Origin of the sequence: Rhodococcus marinonascens NBRC 14363 (assembly GCF_001894885.1) — a bacterium.
Taxonomy (GTDB): domain Bacteria; phylum Actinomycetota; class Actinomycetes; order Mycobacteriales; family Mycobacteriaceae; genus Rhodococcus_F; species Rhodococcus_F marinonascens.
This window is the reverse complement of the sequence record NZ_BCXB01000033.1, coordinates 1-22,758: the sequence shown is the minus strand read 5'-3', so window position 1 is coordinate 22,758 and position 22,758 is coordinate 1. Positions and strand designations below refer to the sequence as shown.

At 64.6% G+C, this 22,758-nt stretch carries 16 protein-coding genes; 6 read left to right on the top strand and 10 right to left on the bottom strand.

Annotated features, from left to right (window positions below):
- Positions 1-698 (bottom strand): Rv1352/Rv1906c domain-containing protein (locus RM2_RS19140; RefSeq protein ID WP_072691119.1); only part of this gene is annotated, 698 nt, incomplete at its 3' end.
- Positions 699-906: 208 nt separating this feature from the next.
- Between RM2_RS19140 and RM2_RS19135 the strand changes: the two genes are divergently transcribed.
- On the top strand, positions 907-1,554 hold the full coding sequence (locus RM2_RS19135; RefSeq protein ID WP_072691118.1) for a response regulator transcription factor: 648 nt from the start codon (positions 907-909) through the stop codon (positions 1,552-1,554).
- Between the two features lie 190 nt (positions 1,555-1,744).
- Here the strand turns inward: RM2_RS19135 and RM2_RS24620 are convergent, their stop codons facing one another.
- Entirely contained in the window at positions 1,745-1,885 is a 141-nt protein-coding gene (locus tag RM2_RS24620) for a hypothetical protein (RefSeq protein WP_169846765.1), read from the bottom strand.
- A 311-nt stretch (positions 1,886-2,196) separates the two neighbouring features.
- The gene (locus RM2_RS24120; protein ID WP_139277834.1) at positions 2,197-2,403 is read right to left on the bottom strand and encodes a hypothetical protein; all 207 of its coding nucleotides are present in this window, start codon (positions 2,401-2,403) and stop codon (positions 2,197-2,199) included.
- Here RM2_RS24120 and RM2_RS19130 point away from each other — a divergent pair.
- The 4 genes from RM2_RS19130 to RM2_RS19115 all read left to right on the top strand — a co-directional run bounded on the left by RM2_RS19130 (position 2,392) and on the right by RM2_RS19115 (position 7,231).
- Positions 2,392-3,273, top strand: a complete 882-nt coding sequence (locus RM2_RS19130) for a universal stress protein (protein ID WP_072691117.1) — start codon at positions 2,392-2,394, stop codon at positions 3,271-3,273. The genes RM2_RS24120 and RM2_RS19130 overlap by 12 nt on opposite strands.
- 105 nt (positions 3,274-3,378) lie before the next feature.
- On the top strand, positions 3,379-4,890 hold the full coding sequence (locus tag RM2_RS19125; protein WP_072691116.1) for a bifunctional aminoglycoside phosphotransferase/ATP-binding protein: 1,512 nt from the start codon (positions 3,379-3,381) through the stop codon (positions 4,888-4,890).
- A gap of 62 nt (positions 4,891-4,952) precedes the next feature.
- On the top strand, positions 4,953-5,582 hold the full coding sequence (locus tag RM2_RS19120) for a TetR/AcrR family transcriptional regulator (protein ID WP_072691115.1): 630 nt from the start codon (positions 4,953-4,955) through the stop codon (positions 5,580-5,582).
- Positions 5,579-7,231, top strand: coding sequence for an MDR family MFS transporter (locus RM2_RS19115; RefSeq protein WP_072691114.1), 1,653 nt, complete (start codon positions 5,579-5,581; stop codon positions 7,229-7,231). The genes RM2_RS19120 and RM2_RS19115 overlap by 4 nt, the downstream gene beginning before the upstream one ends.
- A 90-nt stretch (positions 7,232-7,321) precedes the next feature.
- Here RM2_RS19115 and RM2_RS19110 read toward each other — a convergent pair whose 3' ends face one another.
- Together RM2_RS19110 and RM2_RS19105 are read right to left on the bottom strand one after the other, a co-directional pair.
- A complete protein-coding gene (locus RM2_RS19110; protein ID WP_072691113.1) occupies positions 7,322-7,753 on the bottom strand; it encodes a cupredoxin domain-containing protein in 432 nt (143 codons plus the stop codon).
- Between the two features lie 106 nt (positions 7,754-7,859).
- A complete protein-coding gene (locus RM2_RS19105; RefSeq protein WP_072691112.1) occupies positions 7,860-8,570 on the bottom strand; it encodes an enoyl-CoA hydratase/isomerase family protein in 711 nt (236 codons plus the stop codon).
- A 118-nt stretch (positions 8,571-8,688) separates the two neighbouring features.
- Here RM2_RS19105 and RM2_RS19100 point away from each other — a divergent pair, with 118 nt between their 5' ends.
- Entirely contained in the window at positions 8,689-9,177 is a 489-nt protein-coding gene (locus RM2_RS19100; RefSeq protein WP_072691121.1) for a DUF6292 family protein, read from the top strand.
- 646 nt (positions 9,178-9,823) lie between these two features.
- Here RM2_RS19100 and RM2_RS19095 read toward each other — a convergent pair.
- From RM2_RS19095 to RM2_RS19075, 5 genes are all read right to left on the bottom strand, one after another.
- The gene (locus tag RM2_RS19095) at positions 9,824-10,144 is read right to left on the bottom strand and encodes a hypothetical protein (RefSeq protein WP_072691111.1); all 321 of its coding nucleotides are present in this window, start codon (positions 10,142-10,144) and stop codon (positions 9,824-9,826) included.
- A 5-nt stretch (positions 10,145-10,149) separates the two neighbouring features.
- The gene (locus RM2_RS19090; protein WP_245814043.1) at positions 10,150-10,416 is read right to left on the bottom strand and encodes a PhlB family protein; all 267 of its coding nucleotides are present in this window, start codon (positions 10,414-10,416) and stop codon (positions 10,150-10,152) included.
- Between the two features lie 317 nt (positions 10,417-10,733).
- Complete coding sequence (locus RM2_RS19085; protein ID WP_072691110.1) at positions 10,734-13,055, bottom strand: ATP-binding protein; 2,322 nt, start codon at positions 13,053-13,055, stop codon at positions 10,734-10,736.
- A gap of 105 nt (positions 13,056-13,160) precedes the next feature.
- Positions 13,161-13,847, bottom strand: coding sequence for an SDR family NAD(P)-dependent oxidoreductase (locus RM2_RS19080; protein WP_072691109.1), 687 nt, complete (start codon positions 13,845-13,847; stop codon positions 13,161-13,163).
- Between the two features lie 232 nt (positions 13,848-14,079).
- Positions 14,080-22,758: non-ribosomal peptide synthetase (locus RM2_RS19075; protein ID WP_139277833.1), on the bottom strand; the 8,679-nt coding region annotated here is incomplete at its 5' end.

Sequence of the window (22,758 nt, the reverse complement as noted above, 5' to 3'; positions counted from 1 at the left end):
TAAGACGAGCCCAACGACCCGGTGCTGTGCGGTACGGGGGCAACCCATTCCCATGTCGCGCAACCAGTCGACTCGAACGTGAAGTCGGCGCGTTCAATGATCACCGCCGACGCCACCGTTTTGCTGGGAATTGCTTTGAGGGAGCGCTCCGTGACGAAGTTCGGCCCGACGCGCTTCAATGTGCAGGTCTGCCCTTCGAGGCCAGGGTTCTGGTAGATACCCGGTTTGACCGTGTCGAACAAGCCGCTGCCCACGTGGAAGAGGCCGTCGCCGGGAATGGAGGGTTCTGCCATGATCCCCGATGACCCGAACGAACCCGTCGAAGGCGGACCGGGAGTCACCGACTCCCACGCGGCGCAACGGGGCGTCTTGAAGGTGGATTCGGTAGGTTCGATGATCACCGCCGACGCGTACCGAAACGGATACTTGCCCTCGCGCTCAGCCACGGTCGACGCAATCAGTGGGCTTTCACGTTTCCAGGAACAGTCAGAGTTCTCGAGTCCAGGGCTCAGGTAGATACCGGGCTTGACCTCATCAGGGCCGTCCCCGACGTCGTAGGAACCGTCGCCGGCGATGGTGGTCCCCCCGATACTGCCGGGCAACCCCACCGAGTCCTGGGCCGTGGCGGCTCCGGCGAGGGCGGTCGTGAGGGTGATCGCGGAGAGTGCGGCGATGACACTCGTGGCTCCAAAGCGCACGTGATCGGCTCCTGACAGTGGATGGGTTCTCCTGGACGTCGACAGACTGTACAAGACGCAAACCCTCGTTAACGTCAAGACACGGCACGTTCGACTTCCTTCCCGTCTGCGGGCGGCGGGATCGACGGCAAAAGCTCCTGACGTCCGCTGTTGTCGGCGTAGTCTGAGTTTTCGGAGCGGTCACGCGGCCGAGATTGGGGGTCGCCGCATGATCAAAGTCTTTCTCGTGGACGACCATGAAGTCGTCCGCCGCGGGATTGCGGATCTCCTCAGCGCCGATCCCGATCTGACGGTTGTCGGTGAAGCCGCCTCCTACTCTCAGGCGATGGCGCGGGTGCCGGGGTTGAAACCGGACGTCGCCGTCCTCGACGTTCGCCTACCCGACGGCAACGGAATCGAATTGTGCCGCGAACTGCATTCCACGATGCCGGACTTACGTTGTCTCATCTTGACCTCGTTCACCGACGATCAAGCGATGCTCGACGCGATCCTGGCCGGGGCCAGCGGATACGTCGTAAAGGACATCAGAGGAATGGAGTTGGCGGAGACGGTCCACGCCGTTGGGGTGGGCAAGTCATTCCTCGACGGTCGCGCAACCAGCGCTCTCAGAGCCAAGCTCCGAGCGGGCGCGAGTGAGAGGGAGGGCGTGTTCGGCCACCTGACCAATCAGGAACGCACATTGCTCGCCCTCCTTGGGGAGGGGCTGACAAACCGCCAGATCGCCGCCCGAATGTTCCTCGCGGAGAAAACAGTCAAGAATTACGTTTCACGTTTGTTGACCAAGCTGGGAGTCGAACGCAGGACTCAGGCAGCGGTACTCGCGACGAAGATGCCGTCGAAGCCGGCCGACACCTGACGTGTGAACCCTGGTCACATCCCTACCGGTACCGTACGGATCACCTTTCACTGGGCCATTCCGCCGCCGGAGCTGACGATGGCGGCGGCCGGTGTCATGACGGAACATGTGTTGTGGGGCTTTACGATCAAAGTACTTCGGTTGTTCCTGTGGCCCGTGATCTCGCCCGCCGAGAATGGGGCCAGGGGCATCAGGCAGCCCCTTTCACGATCTCGCGTAGCCGATTGTTCGTAGCGTGATCGTTTCGCTGATCGGCGACCGCACACAGATGCTCGGCCCTGGCCTTCTTCACCTGCCACTCCGGATCGCGGAACCGCTTCCATGTCTTCACTGTTCGACAGGAGACGATCTCCTCGCGGAGCGTGAGGTGTTAGCCCCTCAAGGCTGATGTCGTCGACCCCCGTGCGACTCGGACCCACACTCGTGCCGGCACCACCACAGTGTGACCCGCATACCTCCCGCAGTCCCGGTAACCAGTCGCTTTACCAGGTCACACGAGAGCGACCCTTCACGGGCGTGGCACCAGCACCTGTCTACGACACCTCCGCATCGAATTCGCGGACCCCGGTGCCGGGTTTTCGGAGAACGTCGCCAAGGGCGGTTCGGGGATCTGGCAACTCGAGCGCAAGAGGTAGATGGGCCCTACGTCATCGACACCAACCCTAGGGCGGCCACCACACTCCCGTGGTCGGCGCCGCTGTCCCAACTCGGACTGTGACCGGCCGCCAACAAAATTTCACCAATGGCGGGAACCTTGCCCCCTACGCGTTCGGCGTGCAGACTGCGACGAGAGGTGCGTTTAAGCACTTCAGCGGTATGTTTACCTGAGGAGGCCCTATGATTGCTCATCGCCCCATCCTTGTCGGAGTAGACGGTTCTCCGCCGTCGCTCAGAGCAGTCGTGTGGGCTGCGCAGGCGGCGGCCCTACGGAACTCTCCGCTGATGATGATCACGACCACGTTCGTACCCGGCGCCCATGGCGTGCCGATCGGCACGCCCGCGAGCTTCTTCGAGGACGAGGAACACGAGGGGAAGAACCGACTGGCCGACGCGGCGGATGTCGCGGCAGCGGCCGTGCCGGGATACACGCTGGAGATTCACCCCATCCTCGGTACAGGCAGCCCGACCGGTGAAATCCTCGAGCGATCGAAGTCAACGGCGATGGTAGTCGTCGGTTCGAACAGGCGAGGGGTCATCGAGCGAGGGTTCCTGGGGTCGGTCAGTTCGGCTGTCCTCGCCCACGCGGAGTGCCCGGTGGCGGTCATCCGTGGCAACCCCGACTCCGACGCCACGCGCGCCGAGGGCCCGGTCGTTGTGGGAGTGGACGGAACGGCCCACAGCGTGCCCGCTATTACGGTCGCTTTCGAGGAGGCGGCGTTGCGAGGGTGTGAACTGGTGGCCGTTCACGCCTGGTCCGACATGAAGCTCTCCATGGCGGGCGGCGGTGGTGACGAATCCAAGTTGGAGCAGATCGTCACCAGGGAATCAGCCCTGTTGTCAGAGAGTCTCGCCGGCCACGCCGAGCCCTTTCCGGACGTGAAGGTTCGAACGAAGGTGGTCAAGGACCGCCCTGCGCGGAACCTGCGAGAAGAATCAAACGGCGCGCAGCTTCTCGTGGTGGGTAGCCGCGGTCGCGGCGGATTCACCAGCATGCTGTTGGGTTCCACGAGTAGGACTTTGATGCACTCGGTCGGCTGTCCACTCCTCGTCGTTCGGTAGCCCGGCGTGCATGAAACCCGCAAGGGGACGCTTTGATGTTCGATGCGATTCGTGGTCTGGGGTGGTCCAGCGCTGCGCCGGCCGCCATGATGGGGTGGAGTTCTCATGCCGTTGTCCGACAGATCTCAGAATTGTTCGTCGCCCTCTGGCACCAACGATCACGAGGTGATCGGAACCGAGACGCACACAGCCTACGTTGTCATGGTCGGTGACTTCGTCTTCAAGGCCAAGAAGCCGATCCGGACGGCGTTCCTCGATTTCAGTACTGCCGACAGGCGAAGGACGGCCTGCGAGCGTGAGGTGGCACTGAACAAGCGGTTGTGCCCCGATGTGTATCTCGGAGTTGCCGAACTCACCGACCCGGACGGGGGTGAGGCTGAATCGCTGGTGAAGATGCGCCGGATGCCGGCGAATCGCCGGCTGGCCCTGCTGGTCACCGGGGATCATGACCCGAGTTCGGACCTGGATGCGATCGCCGACCTCATCGCCCGGTTTCATGCCGGCGCCGCCCGGAGTGAAGAGATCAATTTGGACGCAACAGCGGACGCAGTCGCCGCGAGGTGGCGAGACAATGTTTCCGAAGTAGCGAGCTACCGGTGTGACGTCCTACTGCCGTCAGACATTGACGAGGTCGACAGGCGAGCTCGTAGATATCTCGATGGCCGGACGACTCTGTTCGAGAACAGGATTCGGGAACATCGCATCGTCGACGGCCACGGCGACCTACTGGCGGACGATATCTTCTGCCTCGCGGACGGGCCGCGAATTCTCGACTGCCTCGACTTCGACGACCATCTGCGCAATGTGGACTGCATCGACGATGTCGCGTGCCTGGCGATGGATCTCGACTATCTGGGCCGCGAAGACTTGGCGTCACGATTTCTGGATCGCTACTGCGCCGTGACACGGGACGCTCCGCCTCCGTCGTTACGGCATCACTACATCGCGTACCGGGCTTTCGTCCGCGCAAAGGTGGCATGCCTGCGGTATACCCAGGGTTCGCATACGGCCCGCGAAGATGCGCAGGAGCACTGCAGGCTCGCGGTGCAGCATCTGCGCACCGGCACCGTGCGACTGGCCCTGGTCGGCGGCCTGCCCGGCACTGGAAAATCGACGCTTTCGCGCGGGTTGGCCGAACGCACGGACGCGATTGTCATCTCCAGTGACCAGGTCCGCAAGGAACTTGCACGCCTCGATCCAAGCTCACGGCAGGGGTCCGAATTCGGTCAGGGCTTGTACAGCGACGCAATGACCGAGAACACCTACACCGAGATGCTGCGCAGGGCCTGTACGCTCCTCGCCACGGGACACTCGGTAATTCTGGATGCATCGTGGACCCAGCCGATGTTCCGGGAGCGCGCAGCGCGCGTCGCCTCCCTCAGCCAGAGCGATCTCGTCGAACTCGAATGCACGACTCCGCGCGATATCGCAATCGAGAGGATAGGGACCCGCCCACCCGGCGACTCGGACGCAACCCCTGAGGTGCATGACGCCATGTCCAGGCGGGGCGCAGCCTGGACATCCGCCACAGCGGTCGATACCGCCGCCGCCCCCGAGGAGAGCCTGAACGCTGCCGAACAGATTTGGCATTCCAGTTCAGAAAGGCGACAGGGCTAATTACTTGCGTCACTGCACACATGCATTTGCGCAATATTGCAATGAGTGCAACTATTTGAGTTGTGCAGACACCCAAAGCCGGACTCAGATATCGCAAGCGCGCTGAGACCCGCGCCCGAATCGAGGACGCAGCCGTCACCCTTGTCCTCAGCGAAGGACTCGAGAACGCGACGGTAGACGCGATCAGCGAGCTGGCGGACATCTCGCCGCGGACCTTCTTCAACTACTTCGACAGCAAGGACAGCGCCATCCTCGGGCTGAGGCATCTCGACTTCGCCGAGGAGGAACTCGAAGAACTCGGGCATCGCCACGGCTTGGACCCCATCGAATCGGTGGTGCGCCTCCTCATGGCGGTGATGGATCCACCCAGGTCACGGCCTTCCATGCGTGAGGACCGATTGGAAATTATCCGACGGCACCCGCAGTTGCTCGGCGGGCAGCTCGCCCAGATGACCACTATGGCCAGCCAACTCACCGGGGCCGCCCAGTCGGTGTTCGCTGGAGATCCTCGCGCAGCCGGGCACTCGCCGGCGGAGTTGGCGGTGTGGGGGGAATTGACAGTGGCTTTGTGCGCCAGCGCCATCCGCGTGACCGTGCGCGACTGGGCCACGAATGGCGGCGACGCAAGCGTCGCAGGAATCGAACAGCGGGCAATCTCGCTCGCACGAGAATTGGTGAGGAAACTGCAATGACCAACGTGGCGCAGTTACGCGTGGACGCTTCCCCCGAGAGCAAACGCAACATCCTGCTCGTCTTCGCCGGGTTGATGGTCACGATGCTCCTCGCATCACTGGACCAGATGATCTTCGCCACCGCACTGCCTACGATCGTCGGCGAACTCAACGGCGTCGACCACATGCTGTGGGTCACCACCGCTTACATCCTGGCCTCGACGGTCATGCTCCCGATCTACGGCAAAGTGGGCGACTTGATCGGGCGCAAGGGCCTGTTCATCGGCGCGATATCGATATTCATCCTGGGTTCGATCATCGGTGGTCTGTCTCAGGACATGACATGGCTCATCGCCGGTCGTACCGTGCAGGGACTTGGCGGCGGCGGCCTGATGATCCTCTCGCAGGCGATCATCGCCGACGTCGTACCTGCTCGTGAACGCGGGCGCTACATGGGCGTCTTGGGCGGCGTATTCGCATTGTCGTCGGTCGCCGGACCCCTTCTGGGCGGGTGGTTCACCGAGGGCATCGGCTGGCGCTGGGCCTTTTGGATGAACGTCCCACTCGGTCTTTTGGCGATCGCGTCGGCCTTCGCCTTCCTGCACCTGCCCTCAACTCCTCGTAGCAAAGTCCGACTGGATCTCGCGGGTATGGCGCTCCTGGGTATCGCCTCAACCTGCTTGGTGCTTCTGACCACGTGGGGCGGAACAACGTATGCATGGGATTCGGCGATCATCGTCTCGCTGATCGCCGGCACGATCGTCGCCGCCGTGAGCTTCATCGTCGTCGAGCGCCGCGCTGCCGAGCCGATCATGCCCCTCCACCTGTTCGCGGACCGCAATTTCAACCTCGTGACCATTGCCGGGTTGATTACCGGCATCGCGATGTTCGGTGCCATGGCCTATATGCCGACGTATCTGCAGATGGTGACGGGTGCCAACGCGACCGACGCAGGGCTCCTGATGATCCCCCTCATGGCGGCACTGCTGGTGGCCTCGATCGCCTCCGGGCAAGTGGTGAGCAGAACCGGACGCTACAAAGCTCTGCCGATCCTGGGAACCATCCTGGTGGCTGTCTCACTTGTCTTGCTCTCCACCATGAGCCCAACCCTTTCCGTGTGGGTGCTGTGCGGCTATCTGGCCGTGATGGGAGTCGGTTTGGGAATGAGCATGCAGATCCTCATCCTGGTCGTGCAAAACTCCTTCCCGAACGCCCAGGTCGGAACCGCCACCGCCGCCAACAACTATTTCCGCCAGATCGGCGCGTCCCTGGGATCGGCCGTAGTCGGCAGCCTGTTCGTCTCACGGCTGGGCGAATTGCTCTCGGAACGGTTGCCCGCCAACGCTGTCGGAGTCGGTGGTGGCAGCAATTCGTTCACTCCCGCGATCGTGCGGGAGCTACCGGCACCCGTCCGTGAGGTCGTGGTCGGTTCCTACAACGACGCACTGACACCTGTTTTCCTCTATCTGCTTCCGCTGGTGCTTCTCGCAGCGCTGCTGTTGTGTTGGGTCAACGAGAAGCCGCTGGCCACCACAATCGAGAGGGACACGCCCCCGGAGTCATACGGCAAGCACGCCACGACGTCCGCTGAAGACGACCTCGCCGCCGCGGGCAATCTAATCGAACCGGGCGATGGTCTCCAACGACAACCGTCCCACGCCAGATCGTAAAGTCGAGTGAAAGGCTGGGTGCTACAACGACAATCCGGGTCCAGTCGCTCCAATCGACTGGACCCGGACCGGGCTGCTGTCAGTGTGCCGTCACTGCACCGTGAAGCTTCCCATCATGAACGGGTGGTACCTGCAGTGGAAGGCGAACGATCCGGGTTGGTCGGGCACGGTGAGTGTTGCCGTTGCGCCAGGCTTGATCTCGATGTCGAACAGGTCACCGTTGTCCGATGTGACGCTGTGCTCGACAGTGTCGTTGTTCCGGAGGGTGACGGTTTCCCCGGGCGTGAAGGAACCGGACACTGTGAACATGTAGTCGTCGACCACGATTTCTGGTCCAGCCGCCTGATCTGCGTCCGCAGGCGCGGACATAGGCATCGACGTCGACGGCATATCCGTCATCGAGTGATCGCCGTTCTGATCCGAATCGGGCGGACTTGACGAATCGTTGCTGCCGCTACTACACGCTGCGAGCGCGAAGACCGTGAACAAGATCGGCAGGACAAGGGTGAGAACGCGTTTCATATTGGTCGCCTCCGGATGCAAGTGAGAACGGATGCGTCATGCACCGCCCTTGATCAAAAGTGTACCCATCATCGCGGCGGCCACCCCCTACGTCATCGGCGTATACTCAGCCGCGATTCAGAGCCTCCTGTGCCTTTAGATTGGCCACTGGAGTCCGCAGTGCGGCAACAACTTCTGCGTAGAGCGAGGACTTGATCTCACCAAGTGTGCGGCCACGCGTCGAGGCAAGGCCTCGAGCATGTTCGACAGCTTTGGACAGCACCTCCTGCGTCGGTGCGACCTCGTCGACGAATCCGTACTCGCGCGCCTCCATGGCGCCGTACCGGCGACCGGTAGCCAGAGCTGTATGCACTGCGCGGCTGGGAAGTCGCGCCGCGAGGAGTGCGATACTGCCGGGTGCATAACTCGCGCCGATGCTGATTCCGGGCAGGCAGAAGTAGCCGCGGTCCTCACGCATCAACTGGTGGTCATGGGCTGCCGCGAGGATGGCGCCGCCGCCGAAGGTATGCCCATTCAGCGCGGCCACGGTGGGCAGGGGGAACGTCAGGATCCGTGCGAACAGTGCTTGTACGGAATCAACGTAAGAGTTCAGTTTGTCGGTGTTCGCGAGGACCCACGCAGTGTCGAGTCCGGTCGAGTAGAACTTCCCCACTGCCGTCGTCACCAGCGCTGCGGGGCCGTCGTGTGCCTCGATTCGGTCGAGAAGTTCGTCGACGCGCTCGATCCAGTCTGGATGGAGGGTGTTCTCGCTGTCTCGTTCCCCTTCCTCACCGAAGTAGAGGATGAAAACATCTCCCGAGCGCTCCACATATGGCATGCGCCGAGGCTACCCGCAGGAGATGACGCGCCACCCTTCGAGGGCGCTCTCGAAGGGTGAAGTTTCAACCGTCGCCGGGCAGGGTATTTCGATCGTCGACACGTTGAGGCGGTGGACCATGCAGAGTGAAACAGACATTTTGGGCGCAAGCACCGTTCGGGACTACATCACTGCGGTGGCTCGGGACGTTCATGCCGACTCCATCGACTGGTGGGAGATGGGGAGCATCGATGTCGTCCTCGTACTCCCCTTCCGGCTGCACAAACTGCCGGAACGTAATGCGGTGCTGTCGTGGAACCGAAACTTCGGGTGGTCCCTGGGGGTGGAGGGACTCGGCTGCAGCGTCGTCATAATTGACGGTCTCGGCATCGGACGGATGCCATCTCCCGCCCAATGCTCGGATCGGGCTGCGGAGTTGATCGACGACTACTGTCGGTCGTCGCCGGCGTTGCCCGGCGGTCGGGTCGCCGATGTGCCCGACCCGCCTGCCGTACCGCATCGGTGGCACCGCATCGATGCGGGGGCTTCAGTGCCGGATCGACGGGACAGGGTCGTCCGGCGACCCCTAAGCCGGAAAACCCCGAAAGATTCCGACCCACGGGCCTGAAGTCTGAGAACTTCGCGCCCCCGCCCTCACCCCTGGAAATTCGCGGTCACGGCGGCCTACGGCATGGTCGTCCACGGGGTGACCCGGTACCCGTTCGAGCGAATCTCACGCCTCCGAATCGCAGCCTCCGAAACCCGGCGGCGCCGCCCATTCGGTGTCCGATAGTGGTGCGGCAGGAGTTCCATTCCCACACCCTGTAAACCCACAGCACGGGCCATCACCGACACCGGGTAGCAATTCTCGCGCGCGCCCGCAGTCGCAAACCCTGTCGCCCTGCCTCGATCCACTACGCTTGCATCGAAATTCATCGCACTGACACCGTCACGACCATTTCCGCGAAATGAGAGAGCGGTGAACCCGCCAGACCAGACTGCTGTAGAGCCCTTGACGCGTAGGGCGGCAACGGTTGTAGCGCTTGCACTCCCAGTCCTCGGCGCCACCACCATGATCGACCGTTTCAGTGCCGACGTAGCGGTGACTGATTGGATCATGCTCGTCATGTACGCCGTAACGATCATTGGGGCTCTGGTCACCGCCGTCCGAGCATGGAGGCGCGGGCTCAGCGACACACGCGAGGATAGCGGGACCGAAATGTCCGGGCTGCCGACATCGATGCCGCCTTGGAAAAGTCGCCGGGCGAGCGTGATTACTGCGCGTTCCACGCCTGCGCCAGGGAAATACACAGCTGAGTCTTCATCGCACGGATCTTAGGTGTTTCGGCAGCCTTCGGGGCGAGACCGGCGAGGACCAGATCCATGAACCTTTTTCGGGATACGCCGAACCGCACGAGCACGTCCGCGTCGGTGGCACCCCCGAACGGCGCCCACTGGATGGCGAAGTCGATCATCCACCTAGCGTCCGTACTCACCGCGTACGTCTGTTCGAGCAGGTCACATCGGCGAAGGGCCGATCGCATCCATTCGGTGCTGTAGGTTTCCGGAGGCTCGTCCGTTGCCTGTGTACCCATGCGTCTCACCCCGGAAAGGCGGACAGAATCGAGAACACGGGCAACTGATCCGCCGTTGGCACCGGCCGATACTCGACGCGAATCGGTCGGTGGGATTGTGTTGGGATCTCGCCGTCGATCCACGTGTAGACCCACGGTCCTTCGTCGAGTTCGACGATGGCAATCGTGCGCGGAATGAGATCCCGCTCAACTTCACGGTGGATCACCTTCGAGGACACTATCGACAGTTCCCACTGTGGCGCCATACCCTGCACGAGGGTGACTCCGGCCACGGAGACTGCACCGGAGTGGACGGACCGGGCAGCCGGTGCGGAATAGTCGTGTTCGGGGGATCCTTGCGTCTCCCGGCCGTATGTGACTCGGTTCCCCCGAATCCACACCTGAAGTCGGTCGACGATGTGCGCCCGACGAACAATCGCCGACCACGCAGGCCGTGATGGCTGGCGGTGTGCGCTCAGTGCGTGAAGCAGCATCGGGGCCTCGGTCCGTCACCGCATTGGGCGACATCTACATAATCGCGACCACGGTGGGGTCCGGCATCGGCCGAACTACCCGGGACATACCTATCTGGACTCGCATAGCTGCCCGGTCAGGGGTGCTGGTCCTTGGCGTGCTCGACCGTCCACGCCGCAATCTGGCTACGCGAGTTGAATCCAAGTTTGGCGAGGATGTGCTCGACGTGCCCCTGTGCCGTGCGCTGTGAGATGACCAGTCTCGCTGCGATCGCCTTGTTGGTCAGCCCGGCTGCGACGAGTTCCGCAACCTGCCACTCGCGGCGAGTCAGATTCGTCGACCACCTCGGGGTCGCGGGCGCCTCGCGTCGCTGCTCCTCGAATGCGCAGGCGACGGCATCTCCAAAGGACTTGTTTACGCCGCGCTGGAACGCGGTGTCGAAGGAACGGTCCCCAATCGCGTCGCGGGCCGACTGCTCGCATGCCGCGTGATGGACGAGCAGATTGGGATAGACGGTGCTGGGGTTGCCGACGGCCTGCGCGACGGCCGCCGCGGCACCCATCAACTCCGCGGCGTGCTGCGGCCGACCACGGCCCGCCGCGACCCACGCCAATACCTCGAGCGCGCCGCACGCGCTGATCCGGTCATCGACCAGTTGAGACAGGCGCAGCCCCTGCTTCACGTAGTCCTCGGCGAGTTCCAACTGACCGCGCTGCCATGCCGCTACCCCCGCCACCCACAGAGACCAGCCCCGGTAGACGGATTCGCCGTGCGCCTCGGTGAGGTCTGAGATCTCGGTTCCGTACATCTTCGCCGTCGAGGTTTCCCCCTGAATGGCACTGACCAGAGCCACCCCGAACAATCCCCAGACCAGTTGCAGAAGGTTGCCCTTGTCCCGGAACACGACGAGCGCCTCCTCCATTCGCCACCGGGCGCTCGTCAGATCTCCCAGGAACAGGGCGCAGCACCCGGCCGCATGAACCACCAGTGCACGCATCAAGGCGTCGCCGTTACGCGCGGCGAGCTCCGCGCCCTCGTCTGCCAGGGTGTGCGCTGCCTCGCCGTCGCCGTGCATGCCGGCAAGCACACTGTCGACGTACACCGCCTCGATCCGCTCGCGGCTCGGATCGCCCCCGTGCCGCGCCAGAAGCTGGTCGAGCCAGCGGCGACCCTCTCGGAGCATTCCGCGCGAACGCCAGTAGGGATACAGTGCTGCCGCGATACGCAGCCCGGACTCGACCTCTCCCGACTCGGTCAGACAGAAGTGCAGCGCCGCCCGCACGTTCAGCTTCTCCGCGTCGAGTCGCCTGATCCACATCACCTGTAATGGGCTGATCCATTCGGCCTCGGACTGCAACACCAATCTCTCGTACCAATCCCGGTGCCGCCGACCCAGGGCCACGATCTCCCCAGTCTCGACCAGTCTCTCCCCTCCGTAGTGGCGCACCGTCTCGAGGAGTCGGTACCGAACCGTTGGGCCCGACTCCTCCCGGATGAGAACCGACTTGTCGATCAGCGACGCCACCACATCGAGTACATCCTCCACCGGGATGTCTCCGGCGCAGATCCCCTCCACGGCGTCCAATTCGAAACCGCCCGCGAATACCGACAACCTCGCCCACAGCGCCCGCTCCGGCGCGGTGCACAAGTCGTAACTCCAGTCGATGGACAGCCGCAACGTCTGCTGCCGGCTCGGCGCACCCCGCGACCCGACCGTCAACAGCCGATACCGATCTGTCAACCGCTGCAAGATCTGCTCCACCGACATCACCCGCAACCGCACCGCGGCCAATTCGATCGCCAGCGGCAATCCGTCTAGTTGCCGACAGATCCGAGCCACCGCCACATGGTTCTCTTCCGTCAGTTCGAATTCCGGCACCGCCGTCACCGCCCGCTGCACGAACAGCGTCACCGCCTCGTACTGTGGCAGACCCTGTAGCGACGATCGTTCGGGTTCCGGCACGGTCAACGGCGGCACCCGCAACACAGCCTCGCCCCCGATGGCGAGCGGTTCGCGGCTTGTCGTAAGGATCCGCAACTCGGGGCAGCTACGCAACAACGAGTCAGACAATGCGGCGGCGGCGGCGACCACGTGCTCACAATTGTCTAGAACCAGCAGCAATCGCCGGGAGGAGAGAAACTCGGTCAAGAGCACTTCCGGATCCCCGGTACGCTGCTCTCGCAACCGCAGTACTGCCGACACGACATCGACGAGCCTCGAGCCTTCGTCCAGTTCCCCCAACCCGACCAGCCACACCCCGTCGTCGAACGCACGTCTGGAGTCCGCCGCGACCCGCAACGCAAGACGGGTCTTCCCAACTCCCCCGATGCCGGCAAGTGTGACCAGACGCGATACGGACAGCAATCGCCGCGCCTCGGTCACCTCATGTCGACGTCCGACGAAACTCGTCAACTCGTGGGGTAGGTTCCCCACATTGCCCTTGACTGCCGGCGGCATTACACCGTCACTCCCAACTCATGCCCCCTTTTGCACACGGTACTCCCCGGTGTGCCCAGGCAAGAGAGCATTCGGTTGCGGCGCCGCAGCCGACAGCGGATCAACTCACCGCGTCCAACGGGTAGGTGCCCAGTGACCGGTGTAGGGATGGGTCCGCTCCGCGTGATTGGCCGATTGTCGGCTCCCAACTCCGGTCAGGCCGTGCGGGATCATGGCGATCCTGGTGCCGTCGACGACGTATGCCGCGCCGGTGACGGACGCCGCGGCCGGCGAAGTCAGATACGACACCACGGAGGTCACCTCCGGATCGTCGCGACCGGGACAATCGAGGCCTGGTTCCGCCGCGGGCAAGACGACCGCGTTGACGGTGATCGAATACCGCGCCAACTCCGTCGCGAGCAGACCGGTGAGTCCGCCTGGCCCGGGTAGCGACGTGATGATATTGACGATCCGGCCGCCTTCGCCGCTCGCAATCATGTATCGCACAGCGCGCTGAATGCACTCGACGGTCGTGCTGCCGGGACAGTTGACGAGCACGCCGAAGCCGCCCAGTTCGCCCGCGAACTCGTCGAGGGCGGCGACCGCGCGAGGCAGGTCGGCAAGATCCATGCGGCGCAACGCCGTACGAACGGACTTGGTCCGCGCCTCCGCGGCTGTGTTTTCTGCGCTGTCCCGATCGGTTGCATACGCGAGACCGAGGTGGAAGCGGTCGTCCGCGAGTGCGAGTGCGACGGCCCTCCCCAATCCCGAGTCGGATCCCGTCACTACTGCGGTGCGTGTGCTGGGGTGCATGGGTCCGGATTACCCCTCGGTTGAACTGCCCAAACTCTCAACGTCTCGGACACCGCTCGCGCAGAACACAACCCGTCAACCTGCCCTGAACTAGCGCTCGCGCGATAATGCGCGGCGTCCGGAATCCTCTTCCTCGACCGCCGTGATCGACAGCCGCCAAATCGCGAGAGGTGTCCGCACTTCGCGCTCGCCGGTCACGGAAACGAAACTGGGCGAATGTGATCAGACCAGCTCAGCCCCTACTCAGGTAGTTCTCGAGGACTGGCCCCACCACGGCAAGCACTTCGGGCTCGATCATCTGGTTGTGCGCACAATCGATCTTGACTTCGTCGATCCCCCCAGTGACGGAACCTTGCCATTCCTTGGGTGAATGCTCGCCGGACGCTGACCCGGAAGCACTGAAGAAGAGTAGATCTCCGTCGAACACCTGCGGGCGGAAATTGTTCATGATTTGCGAGGAGTTCGTGTATCCGGAACTGATCCGCTCCAAATGTTGGGGAGTCAGTCCGGTCTTCTGCCCGAACGCGTCATCGAGCAACTCGACGGCTCGCTCGTAGGTGAGCTCCTCCCCCGTCTCCGACCCGAGGTCCAGCCCGAGGCCGTGGAGCAGGTCGGATACGGTGAGGCGGTCGGGACCCTGACCGTTTCCGTTCGTCACATAGCTGTCCATGACAGCCAGAGTCGCCACGGTCTCGCCTTCCCGCCGCAGTTCGACCGCCATCGCGTGCGCGATGACGCCACCGAGCGACCACCCGAGCAGATGGTATGGCCCGTGGCCCTGGACGCGGCGCATCTCCAGCACATAGTGGTGTGCCAACTGTTCGATCGACTCGAAGGCCGGGCCTCCGCTGATGATCGGCAACTGTAGACCGAAAGCCGGGCGGTCCTGCGAAAGATGCTGCAGAAGTCCCGCGTAACCCCACGACAGGCCGATCCCTGGATGGATGCAGAACAGCGGAGCTTTCTCCCCGGTCGGACGCAGTGGAATGACGACGCCCAGCGCCTCGTCGACCGGCGACACAGCAGCGTCCCCCGCGTCGATCCGCAACGCCAGACCCGCCGGTGTCGGGTCCAGGAACATCGACTGCAGTGGGATATGCCGCCCGAAGCGTTCCTGCAGGACGGCCATCACGCGGGTGGCGACGATAGAGTTGCCGCCGAGGTCGAAGAAGCTGTCCGCGGTGCCCACTCGGTCCACACCGAGTATCTCCATGAAGGCTTCCACGATGATCCGTTCGGTCTCCGTCGTAGGGGCGCGGAACGCCGCGCCTGTGGAGCCGAATTCGGGTGCGGGCAGTGCCGTGCGGTCGAGTTTGCCGCCCGGAGTCATCGGGACCTGATCCAGGATCACCACCGCGGACGGGACCATGTGCGCAGGCAAGCGGTCCGCAGCGTACGCGCGCAGTTCCGCCGGCTCGAGGTCGAGCCCCTCCACGGTCCGTACGTACGACGCGAGAAGCGTGGCGCCCGAAGGTCCGGTGTGACCGATCGTGGCCGAGAACGCGACAGCCGGATGGCGCGCGATGACGGTGTCGATCTCGCCGAGTTCGATGCGGAACCCGCGGACCTTCACCTGGAAGTCGGTGCGGCCGATGTACTCGAGGGTGTGATCGCCGCGCCAGCGCACGACGTCTCCGGTGCGGTACATCCGTTGCCCCGCTTCGCCGAACGGGCAAGCGATAAAGCGCTCAAACGTCATTTCCGCCCGATTGTGGTACCCACGTGCCAGCCCGGGGCCGGTGATGTACAACTCGCCGGGCACGCCGACCGGGACGGGTTGCAGTCGTTCATCGAGCACCAGGGAACCGAATCCCAATGCTGGTGCACCGATGTTCACGACCTCGCCCGGACTCATCGAGGCACTCACGTTCGCCTGGATGGTGGTCTCCGTGGGTCCGTATCCGTTGTGCATACAGCGGTTCTTGCCCCAGATCTCCACCAGTTCCGGCGGGCAGGCCTCGCCGGCCACCAAGAGGGCGCGAAGCGATTCGAGTCCCACGTCTTCCATGGAGGACAGTGCAGTGGGCGTGATGAATGCATGCGTGACCGCGTTGCGGCGGAACAATTCCGCCAACTCGGTGCCGCCGAAGATGGTGGGGGGCACGATCACCACCCGGGCCGAGGCACCGAATGCCATCATCAGCTCGTATATCGACGCGTCGAAGCTCGGGGACGCAAGGTGCGAGACCCGTGACTCGTGCGTGACCTGGAACCGTTCGCGCTCCTCCGCAGTGAGATTGGCAATGCCGCGGTGAGTGACGACGACGCCCTTCGGTTTTCCGGTCGAACCTGATGTGTAGATCAGGTACGCCGGGTGAGCCAAATGCAGTGGGCTGCTCCGATCGGCATCGGTGACCGGCGCCGAGGATACGGCTTCGATCTGTTCGGCGACCGCATCGCCGTCGAGCACCAGCCACGGGACGGTATTCGGCAAACCGTCTCTGTGTGCGGCCACCGTGAGTCCAACCGTTGCCCGGCTGTCGGTGAGCATGTAGTCGATCCGGTCGCGCGGATAGGCCGGATCGACCGGCACGAACGCCGCACCGGATTTGGCGACCGACCAGATCGACACCACGTCCTCGATGGACCGCGGAATACCGATGGCCACGAACGTCTCCGGCCCCACACCGTGGGCACACAGGATCCGGGCCAGCCGGTTGGACCATTCGTCGAGTTCGCGATAGCTGACCTGCCGGCCTTCGAACGACAACGCCACCGACTCGGGGTCGAGGGCCGCGGCGGTCGACAGCAGGTCCGGCCACAGTTCGGGGCGCACCTCGGGCTTGCCTCGGGCCGGGACCATCTCGGCGGCCTCCACCTCGTCGAGCAGTGGGAGGGTGCCGATCGGCTGGTCCGGATCCGCGGTGGCGGCCGCGAGGATCCGGCTGAAGCGGTCGGCGAACGAGCGGGCGGTCCCACGGTCGAAGAGGGACACGGCGAAGTCGAGTCCGCCGGAGATGCCGGCGGGCGCACCGTCCTGGTCGAACTGCTCGGCCAGGATCACTTCGAGGTCTCCCTTCACCACCCTGGTTTCCAGGTCGACGTTCTCGACCCGAAGTTCCGGCAGTTCCAGGGTGGGGCTCTCGTTGTTCTGGAATTCGAGGGCCACCTGGAACAGTGGTGAGTAGGCGGTGGACCTGGTGGGGTTGAGTTCCTCGACGAGCCGTTCGAACGGCAGGTCCGAGTGCCCGAACGCGGCCAGGTCGGTTTCCCGGATCTGCTGGATCAACTCGGTGAACGTCGTTGCCGGGTCCATCCGGTTCCGCAGGACCAGAGTGTTGACGAACATGCCCACCATCTCGTCGAGAGCGGCTTCACCGCGCCCGGCGATGGGTGTGCCGATGACGACATCGTCGGTGCTACCGAGCCTGGCCAACAGCACCGCCAGAGCAGCGTGCACGGCCATGAACATGGTGACGTTGTTGGCCCGGGCCAGCGCCGTCAACTGCTGATGGAGGTCGGCGTCGAGGGCGAACTCGACCCGATCGCCTTCGAATGTCTGCTGGATCGGACGCGGACGGTCGGTGGGCAACTGGATGACGTCCGGCAATCCGGCCAGGGTGCCCGACCAGAACCTCAACTGCCGGTTGATCTTCGAGTCGGGGTCGTTCTCCGAACCGAGGGCCGTGTGCTGCCACAGCGTGTAGTCGGCGTACTGCACCCGCAGCGGATCCCACTTCGGGCCGTCGCCTTCGAGTCGTGACGTGTAGGCCAGCATCACGTCGCGCGCCAGCGGGGCCAGTGAGAAGCCGTCCGCACAGATGTGATGGACCACGATCGTGAGCACGTGATGATCGGGTGCGGTCCGGAACAGCGCAACCCGGACCGGGACGTCGGTGCTTACGTCGAACCCGCGCGATACCAGGTCCATGATGTACCGCGGCAGATCGTCCGGGGTCACCGAGACTGTGGCAACGTCCGGTTGCGCTTCCGCGGCGGCGAGGATCCTCTGGGTCGGTTCGCCCTCGACCGTCGGGAAGACGGTCCGCAGCGTTTCATGCCGTTCGAGGACGTCGGCCATGGCCAGTCTCAGCGCGTCCACGTCGAGGTTCCCGGTCAGCCGGACCGCCAACGGAATGTTGTAGGCCGGCGATGACGTGTCGAACTGGTTGAGGAACCACATCCGCTTCTGTGCCAGCGACAGCGGAATCTGCTCGGGACGCTCGACCGGAGCGAGTGCGGGGGACGCGCCACCACGGTGTATGTCGTCCCCGACGCGTTCGGCCAGAGACCGGACGTCCGGGGCCTCGAACAGCGCCCGAACCCCGATGTCGGCATCGAGTGCGTCCCTCAACCGTGCCGTGACGCGGGTGGCTACCAGCGAGTTTCCGCCGAGATCGAAGAAGTTGTCGTCGATGCCGATCCGCTCGATTCCGAGGACGTCCGCGAAGACCTCCGCGATCATCGCTTCGAGATCGTTGGTCGGCGGCGTGAACTCCGCGGTGGTGATGTTGAACCCGGGCGCGGGCAGCGCCGAACGGTCCAATTTGCCCACCGGGGTCAGCGGGATCTCGTCGAGGAGCATGATGCTCGTCGGCACCATGTGCGCCGGGAGTCGCGTCGACAGGTACGCGGTCAGCTCCGCTGCGTCGACCCCGCCGGGCGTGTTGGGCAGCAGGTACGTCACCAGCACGGTGTCACCGGACGGGCCGGGGACACCGAGGGTTGCCGCGAAGCCGACCCCGGTGAACGCCGTGATCTCCGAGTCGATCTCGCCGAGTTCGATGCGGAAGCCGCGGATCTTCACCTGGAAGTCGCTGCGTCCCACGTACTCGACCGTGCGATCGGACCGCCAGCGGACGATGTCGCCGGTGCGGTACATCCGCTCGCCCGCCTCCCCGAAGGGGTTGGCGAGGAAGCGCTGGCTGCTCAGTTCCGGGCGGCGGTGGTAGCCGCGGGCCAGACCCGCCCCGGTGATGTACAACTCGCCGGGGACACCGACAGGAACCGGTTGGAGACGGGTATCGAGCACCAGTTCGCCGACACCGCGGATCGGCCCGCCGAGCGTTATGGGTTCGCCCACGGTCATCGGATCGCTGATGTTGGCCATCACCGTGGTCTCGGTGGGGCCGTATGCGTTGGACAGGGCTCGGCCGGGAGCCCACCGGGTCACAAGTTCCGGCGGGCAGGCTTCGCCGCCGAACACGACGTGCTGGAATTCGTCGAGCCCTTCAGGATCGACCGTGGCCAGCGCCGCGGTGGTGATGAATGCGTGCGTGACGTGCTCCGAACGGATGAGTTCGGCCAGTTCCACCCCGCCGTACACCGTCCGCGGCGCGATCACCATGGTGGCGCCGACACCGAACGCCTGTAGATACTCGAAGACCGACCCATCGAAGCTCGGCGTCGAGAAGTGCAGGGTGCGGGAGGTCTGTGCGGCAGCGAAACGCTGGCGTTGGTCCTCGGCGAAGTTGTCGAGGCCCTCGTGCGTGACCACGACGCCCTTCGGCGTGCCCGTCGAACCCGACGTGTAGACGATGTACGCCGCATTGTCGAGACTGATCGGCGAACGACGGTCCGAATCCGCTACCGGCAGAGCAGGTTTCGCCTGGCATGCCTTCTCGAACTTCGGCGAGTCGAGCTGCAGCCACGGCACGGAATCGGGCAGCGCCTCCTTGTACGCGGACATGGTCAGCCCGATCGTGGCACCCGAGTCGGTCAGCATGTGTTCGATGCGGTCCGTCGGATAGTTCGGGTCGACAGGGACGAACGCGGCGCCCGTCTTGGCCACCGCCCATACGGCGAGGACCGACTCGATCGAGCGGGGGATGCCCAGCGCCACGAACGTTTCCGGGCCGGCTCCCCGCGAGATCAGTACCCGTGCGAGCTGGTTGGACCGCTCGTCGAGTTCCCGATACGAGACGTTGCGGCCCTCGAATGTCAGCGCCGTCCGATTGGGACCCAGCGCCGCGGCGTCCTCGAAGATCTGCGGCAGGGTGCGGACAGAGAACCCTGGGCGGCCGCGGACCGGGGCGAACTCGGCGAGTTCAGCCCCGGTGAGCAACTGCATGTGGGCCAGGGGTATCTCCGGTCGGTCGGCGACTGCGTCGAGCACCCGCTGTAGCCGGTCCGCGATCTTGTCGACAGCGCTCTCCTCGAGGACTTCGGGAAGATACTCGAACTTGAAGTTCAGCCGGTCGTCGCCGGACGCGACGACGGCGAGGGGGTAGTGCGCGGAGTCCTTGCCTGCGATGCCGGTGACGTACATGCCGGCGATGTCGGTCTGCTCCGTCAACCCCTCCTTGTCCACCGGATACGACTCGAACACCGTCAACGTATCGAAACCGGCACCCGCACCCGCCACCGACTGAATATCGGTCAACCCCACATAGTGGTGATCCAGCAACGCCGCCTGCTCCCCCTGCACCCGCTCGAGCAACTCACCCAACGACTCCCCCGGATACAGAACCACCCGCACCGGCAAGGTGTTGATGAACAGACCCACCATCGACTCGATCCCCGCAATCTGCGGAGGACGACCCGACACCGTGCCACCGAACACCACATCCGAACGACCCACCAGCCCACCCAACACAATCCCCCACGCCGCCTGGACGACGGTGTTGAGGGTGAGTCCGCGTTCGCGGCTCAGATCGCGCAACCGGGTGGTCTGCTCCTCGGACAGGGTGAACGAGGTTTCTGCCGCGACCGTGGAGTGCGCCTCATCGCGCTCCATCGGCGCGAGCAGGGTCGGTTCGTCGACCCCGCCGAGTGCGGCGCGCCAGGCGTCGAGTGATTCGGTGATGTCGTGGCGCTTCATCCACGACAGATAGTCGCGGTAGGAGTGCACGCGGGGCAGCAGGCTCTCGTCCGCGTCCGTCGCGTAGAGCGTCAGCAGATCACGGATGACCAGCGGTGTCGACCAGCCGTCGAGCAGGATGTGATGGTTGGTCAGGATCAGCCGGTAATCGTGCTCGGTGAGCCTGATCAGCGCCAGCCGCAGCAGCGGTGCGTCGGCCATGTCGAACTTGACCGATCGGTCCCGTGCCACGATCCGGTCGTACTCGAGGTCGGTGGCCTCGGGGCCGAGTGCCGACAGATCGAACTCGGACCACGGCAACTCGACGTGCTCCTGGATGATCTGCGCGGAGGCACCTGCGCTGTCGTGGACGAACGCAGCACGCAGGTTGGGGTGCCGGTCCAGCAGGGCCTGCCCGGCGCGGCGGATGCGGTCCGGGTTCACCTCGCCACTCAGCTTCAGGACCAACTGCACGAGGTAGGGGTCGACCGTGGAGTCGGAGAACTGGGCGTGAAAGAGCAGACCCGACTGCAGCGGTGACAGCGACCAGATGTCGGACAGGGCCGGGAACCTGGCCTCGAGCCGGTCGATCGCGACCTGATCCAGTGTGACCAGGTCCAGATCGGACGGGGTCACACCACCGGCGTCGGGCCCCGCCACGTGCGTCGTCAGCGCGGTGAGTGCCTGCACCCACAGGTCGGCGAGTTCACGGACCGCCGAGGGTGCGAGCACCCCGGTCGGGAACGCCCACGTGGCCCGCAGCCGGTTGCCGTCCACCCCGGTGCCGGTGACGGCGTTGATGTCGAGCGCCGTGGCCACCGGAATGTCGGAGGCGGGGATGTCGTCCAGCTTCGTGTCCGTGACCGGCACCCAGGCGTGACCGTGGATGTCTGTCGACGACGCGCCGCCGAGCCGGCCCAGGTAGTTGAACGTGATTTGGGGCTGGGGCAGTGCACGCAATTGATCCGCACTCTCGGGATCCAGGTAGCGCAGCATGCCGTATCCGATGCCGTGGTCCGGGATGGCGAGCAACTGTTCCTTGACCGCCTTGATCGCCGCACCGGCCGCCTTGCCACCGGCGAACGCGTCGTCGAGGTCGATGCCGGCCAGATCCAGGCGCACCGGGAACATGGCTGTGAACCAACCGACCGTGCGTCCCAGGTCCGCACCCGGGACCACCTGGTCCTCACGGCCGTGCCCCTCGAGGCTGACCAGTGACTCGCGGGTGAAGTCCCCGTGTGTGCGCCGCCACTTCGCCAGCGCCAGCGCCAGCGCGGTCAGCAGTCCGTCGTTGACGCCGCCATGGTATGCCTCGGGGACCCTGGTGAGTAACGCGTCCGTGACGTCGGCCGCCACCTCGACGGTGAGCTTTTCTACCGTCCCCGCCACATCTATTCGAGCGTCGAGGGGGCGTGACCCGATGAGCGGGTCGTCGGCCTCGAGAGCGCGCCGCCACAGCTCCATCTCGTTCCCGCGCGCACCAGTCGCCTCGACCAGTCCGTGGGACCAGCGGCGCATCGACGTGCCGGCCGGTTCGAGTACCGGTTCCTCGCCGGCGGACACCTGCGCCCACGCGGTCGCGAAGTCCGGGACCAGGATCCGCCACGACACACCATCGACCGCGAGGTGATGTGCCACTACCAGCAGCCGGCCGCCCTCGGCGCCGGCGTCGAACCACACCATCTGCACCATGACCCCGGCCTCGGGGTCGAGTCTTCCTGCAGCGGCATCGAGTTCATTGGTGGCGGCCTCCGCGAAGGCCGAGCCGACCACCGAGGGAACCTTCACCCTGCGCACCACGTCGCCGATGTCGACCGAACCGGCAGGCTGCACCTCGATCCGCCACTGTGACTCGATGCGATGCAACCGGGCGCGCAGCATGTCGTGATGATCGACGACGGCAGCGATCGTGCGCTCGAGTAACGTCTCGTCGGCCGCGGCGGGCAGCGAGAGCAGAGCGGTCTGGGTGTAGCGACGGAAGTCGCCGCCGCGTTCTAGCAGCCACGACGTGATCGGGGTGGTCGGCATCTCACCGACACCGCCGCCGGGCAGTTCCTCGAGCACCATCACATCGGCGGAACCCGCCCACGACGCCACCGCGGCCAGCCCGGCCACAGTCTTGGACTCGAACACATCCCGTGGCGTCAGGATCACAGCCGCGGCCTTGGCACG

What these genes read in the sequence shown, in the direction of transcription:
- RM2_RS19135 (WP_072691118.1), top strand. Translation starts at nt 907, where the DNA reads ATGATCAAAGTCTTTCTCGTGGACGACCATGAAGTCGTCCGCCGCGGG.
- RM2_RS19095 (WP_072691111.1), bottom strand. Translation starts at nt 10,144, where the DNA reads ATGGGTACACAGGCAACGGACGAGCCTCCGGAAACCTACAGCACCGAA.
- RM2_RS19080 (WP_072691109.1), bottom strand. Translation starts at nt 13,847, where the DNA reads ATGCACCCCAGCACACGCACCGCAGTAGTGACGGGATCCGACTCGGGA.
- RM2_RS19115 (WP_072691114.1), top strand. Translation starts at nt 5,579, where the DNA reads ATGACCAACGTGGCGCAGTTACGCGTGGACGCTTCCCCCGAGAGCAAA.
- RM2_RS19100 (WP_072691121.1), top strand. Translation starts at nt 8,689, where the DNA reads ATGCAGAGTGAAACAGACATTTTGGGCGCAAGCACCGTTCGGGACTAC.
- RM2_RS19130 (WP_072691117.1), top strand. Translation starts at nt 2,392, where the DNA reads ATGATTGCTCATCGCCCCATCCTTGTCGGAGTAGACGGTTCTCCGCCG.
- RM2_RS19125 (WP_072691116.1), top strand. Translation starts at nt 3,379, where the DNA reads ATGCCGTTGTCCGACAGATCTCAGAATTGTTCGTCGCCCTCTGGCACC.
- RM2_RS19085 (WP_072691110.1), bottom strand. Translation starts at nt 13,055, where the DNA reads ATGCCGCCGGCAGTCAAGGGCAATGTGGGGAACCTACCCCACGAGTTG.
- RM2_RS19110 (WP_072691113.1), bottom strand. Translation starts at nt 7,753, where the DNA reads ATGAAACGCGTTCTCACCCTTGTCCTGCCGATCTTGTTCACGGTCTTC.
- RM2_RS19105 (WP_072691112.1), bottom strand. Translation starts at nt 8,570, where the DNA reads ATGCCATATGTGGAGCGCTCGGGAGATGTTTTCATCCTCTACTTCGGT.
- RM2_RS24120 (WP_139277834.1), bottom strand. Translation starts at nt 2,403, where the DNA reads ATGAGCAATCATAGGGCCTCCTCAGGTAAACATACCGCTGAAGTGCTT.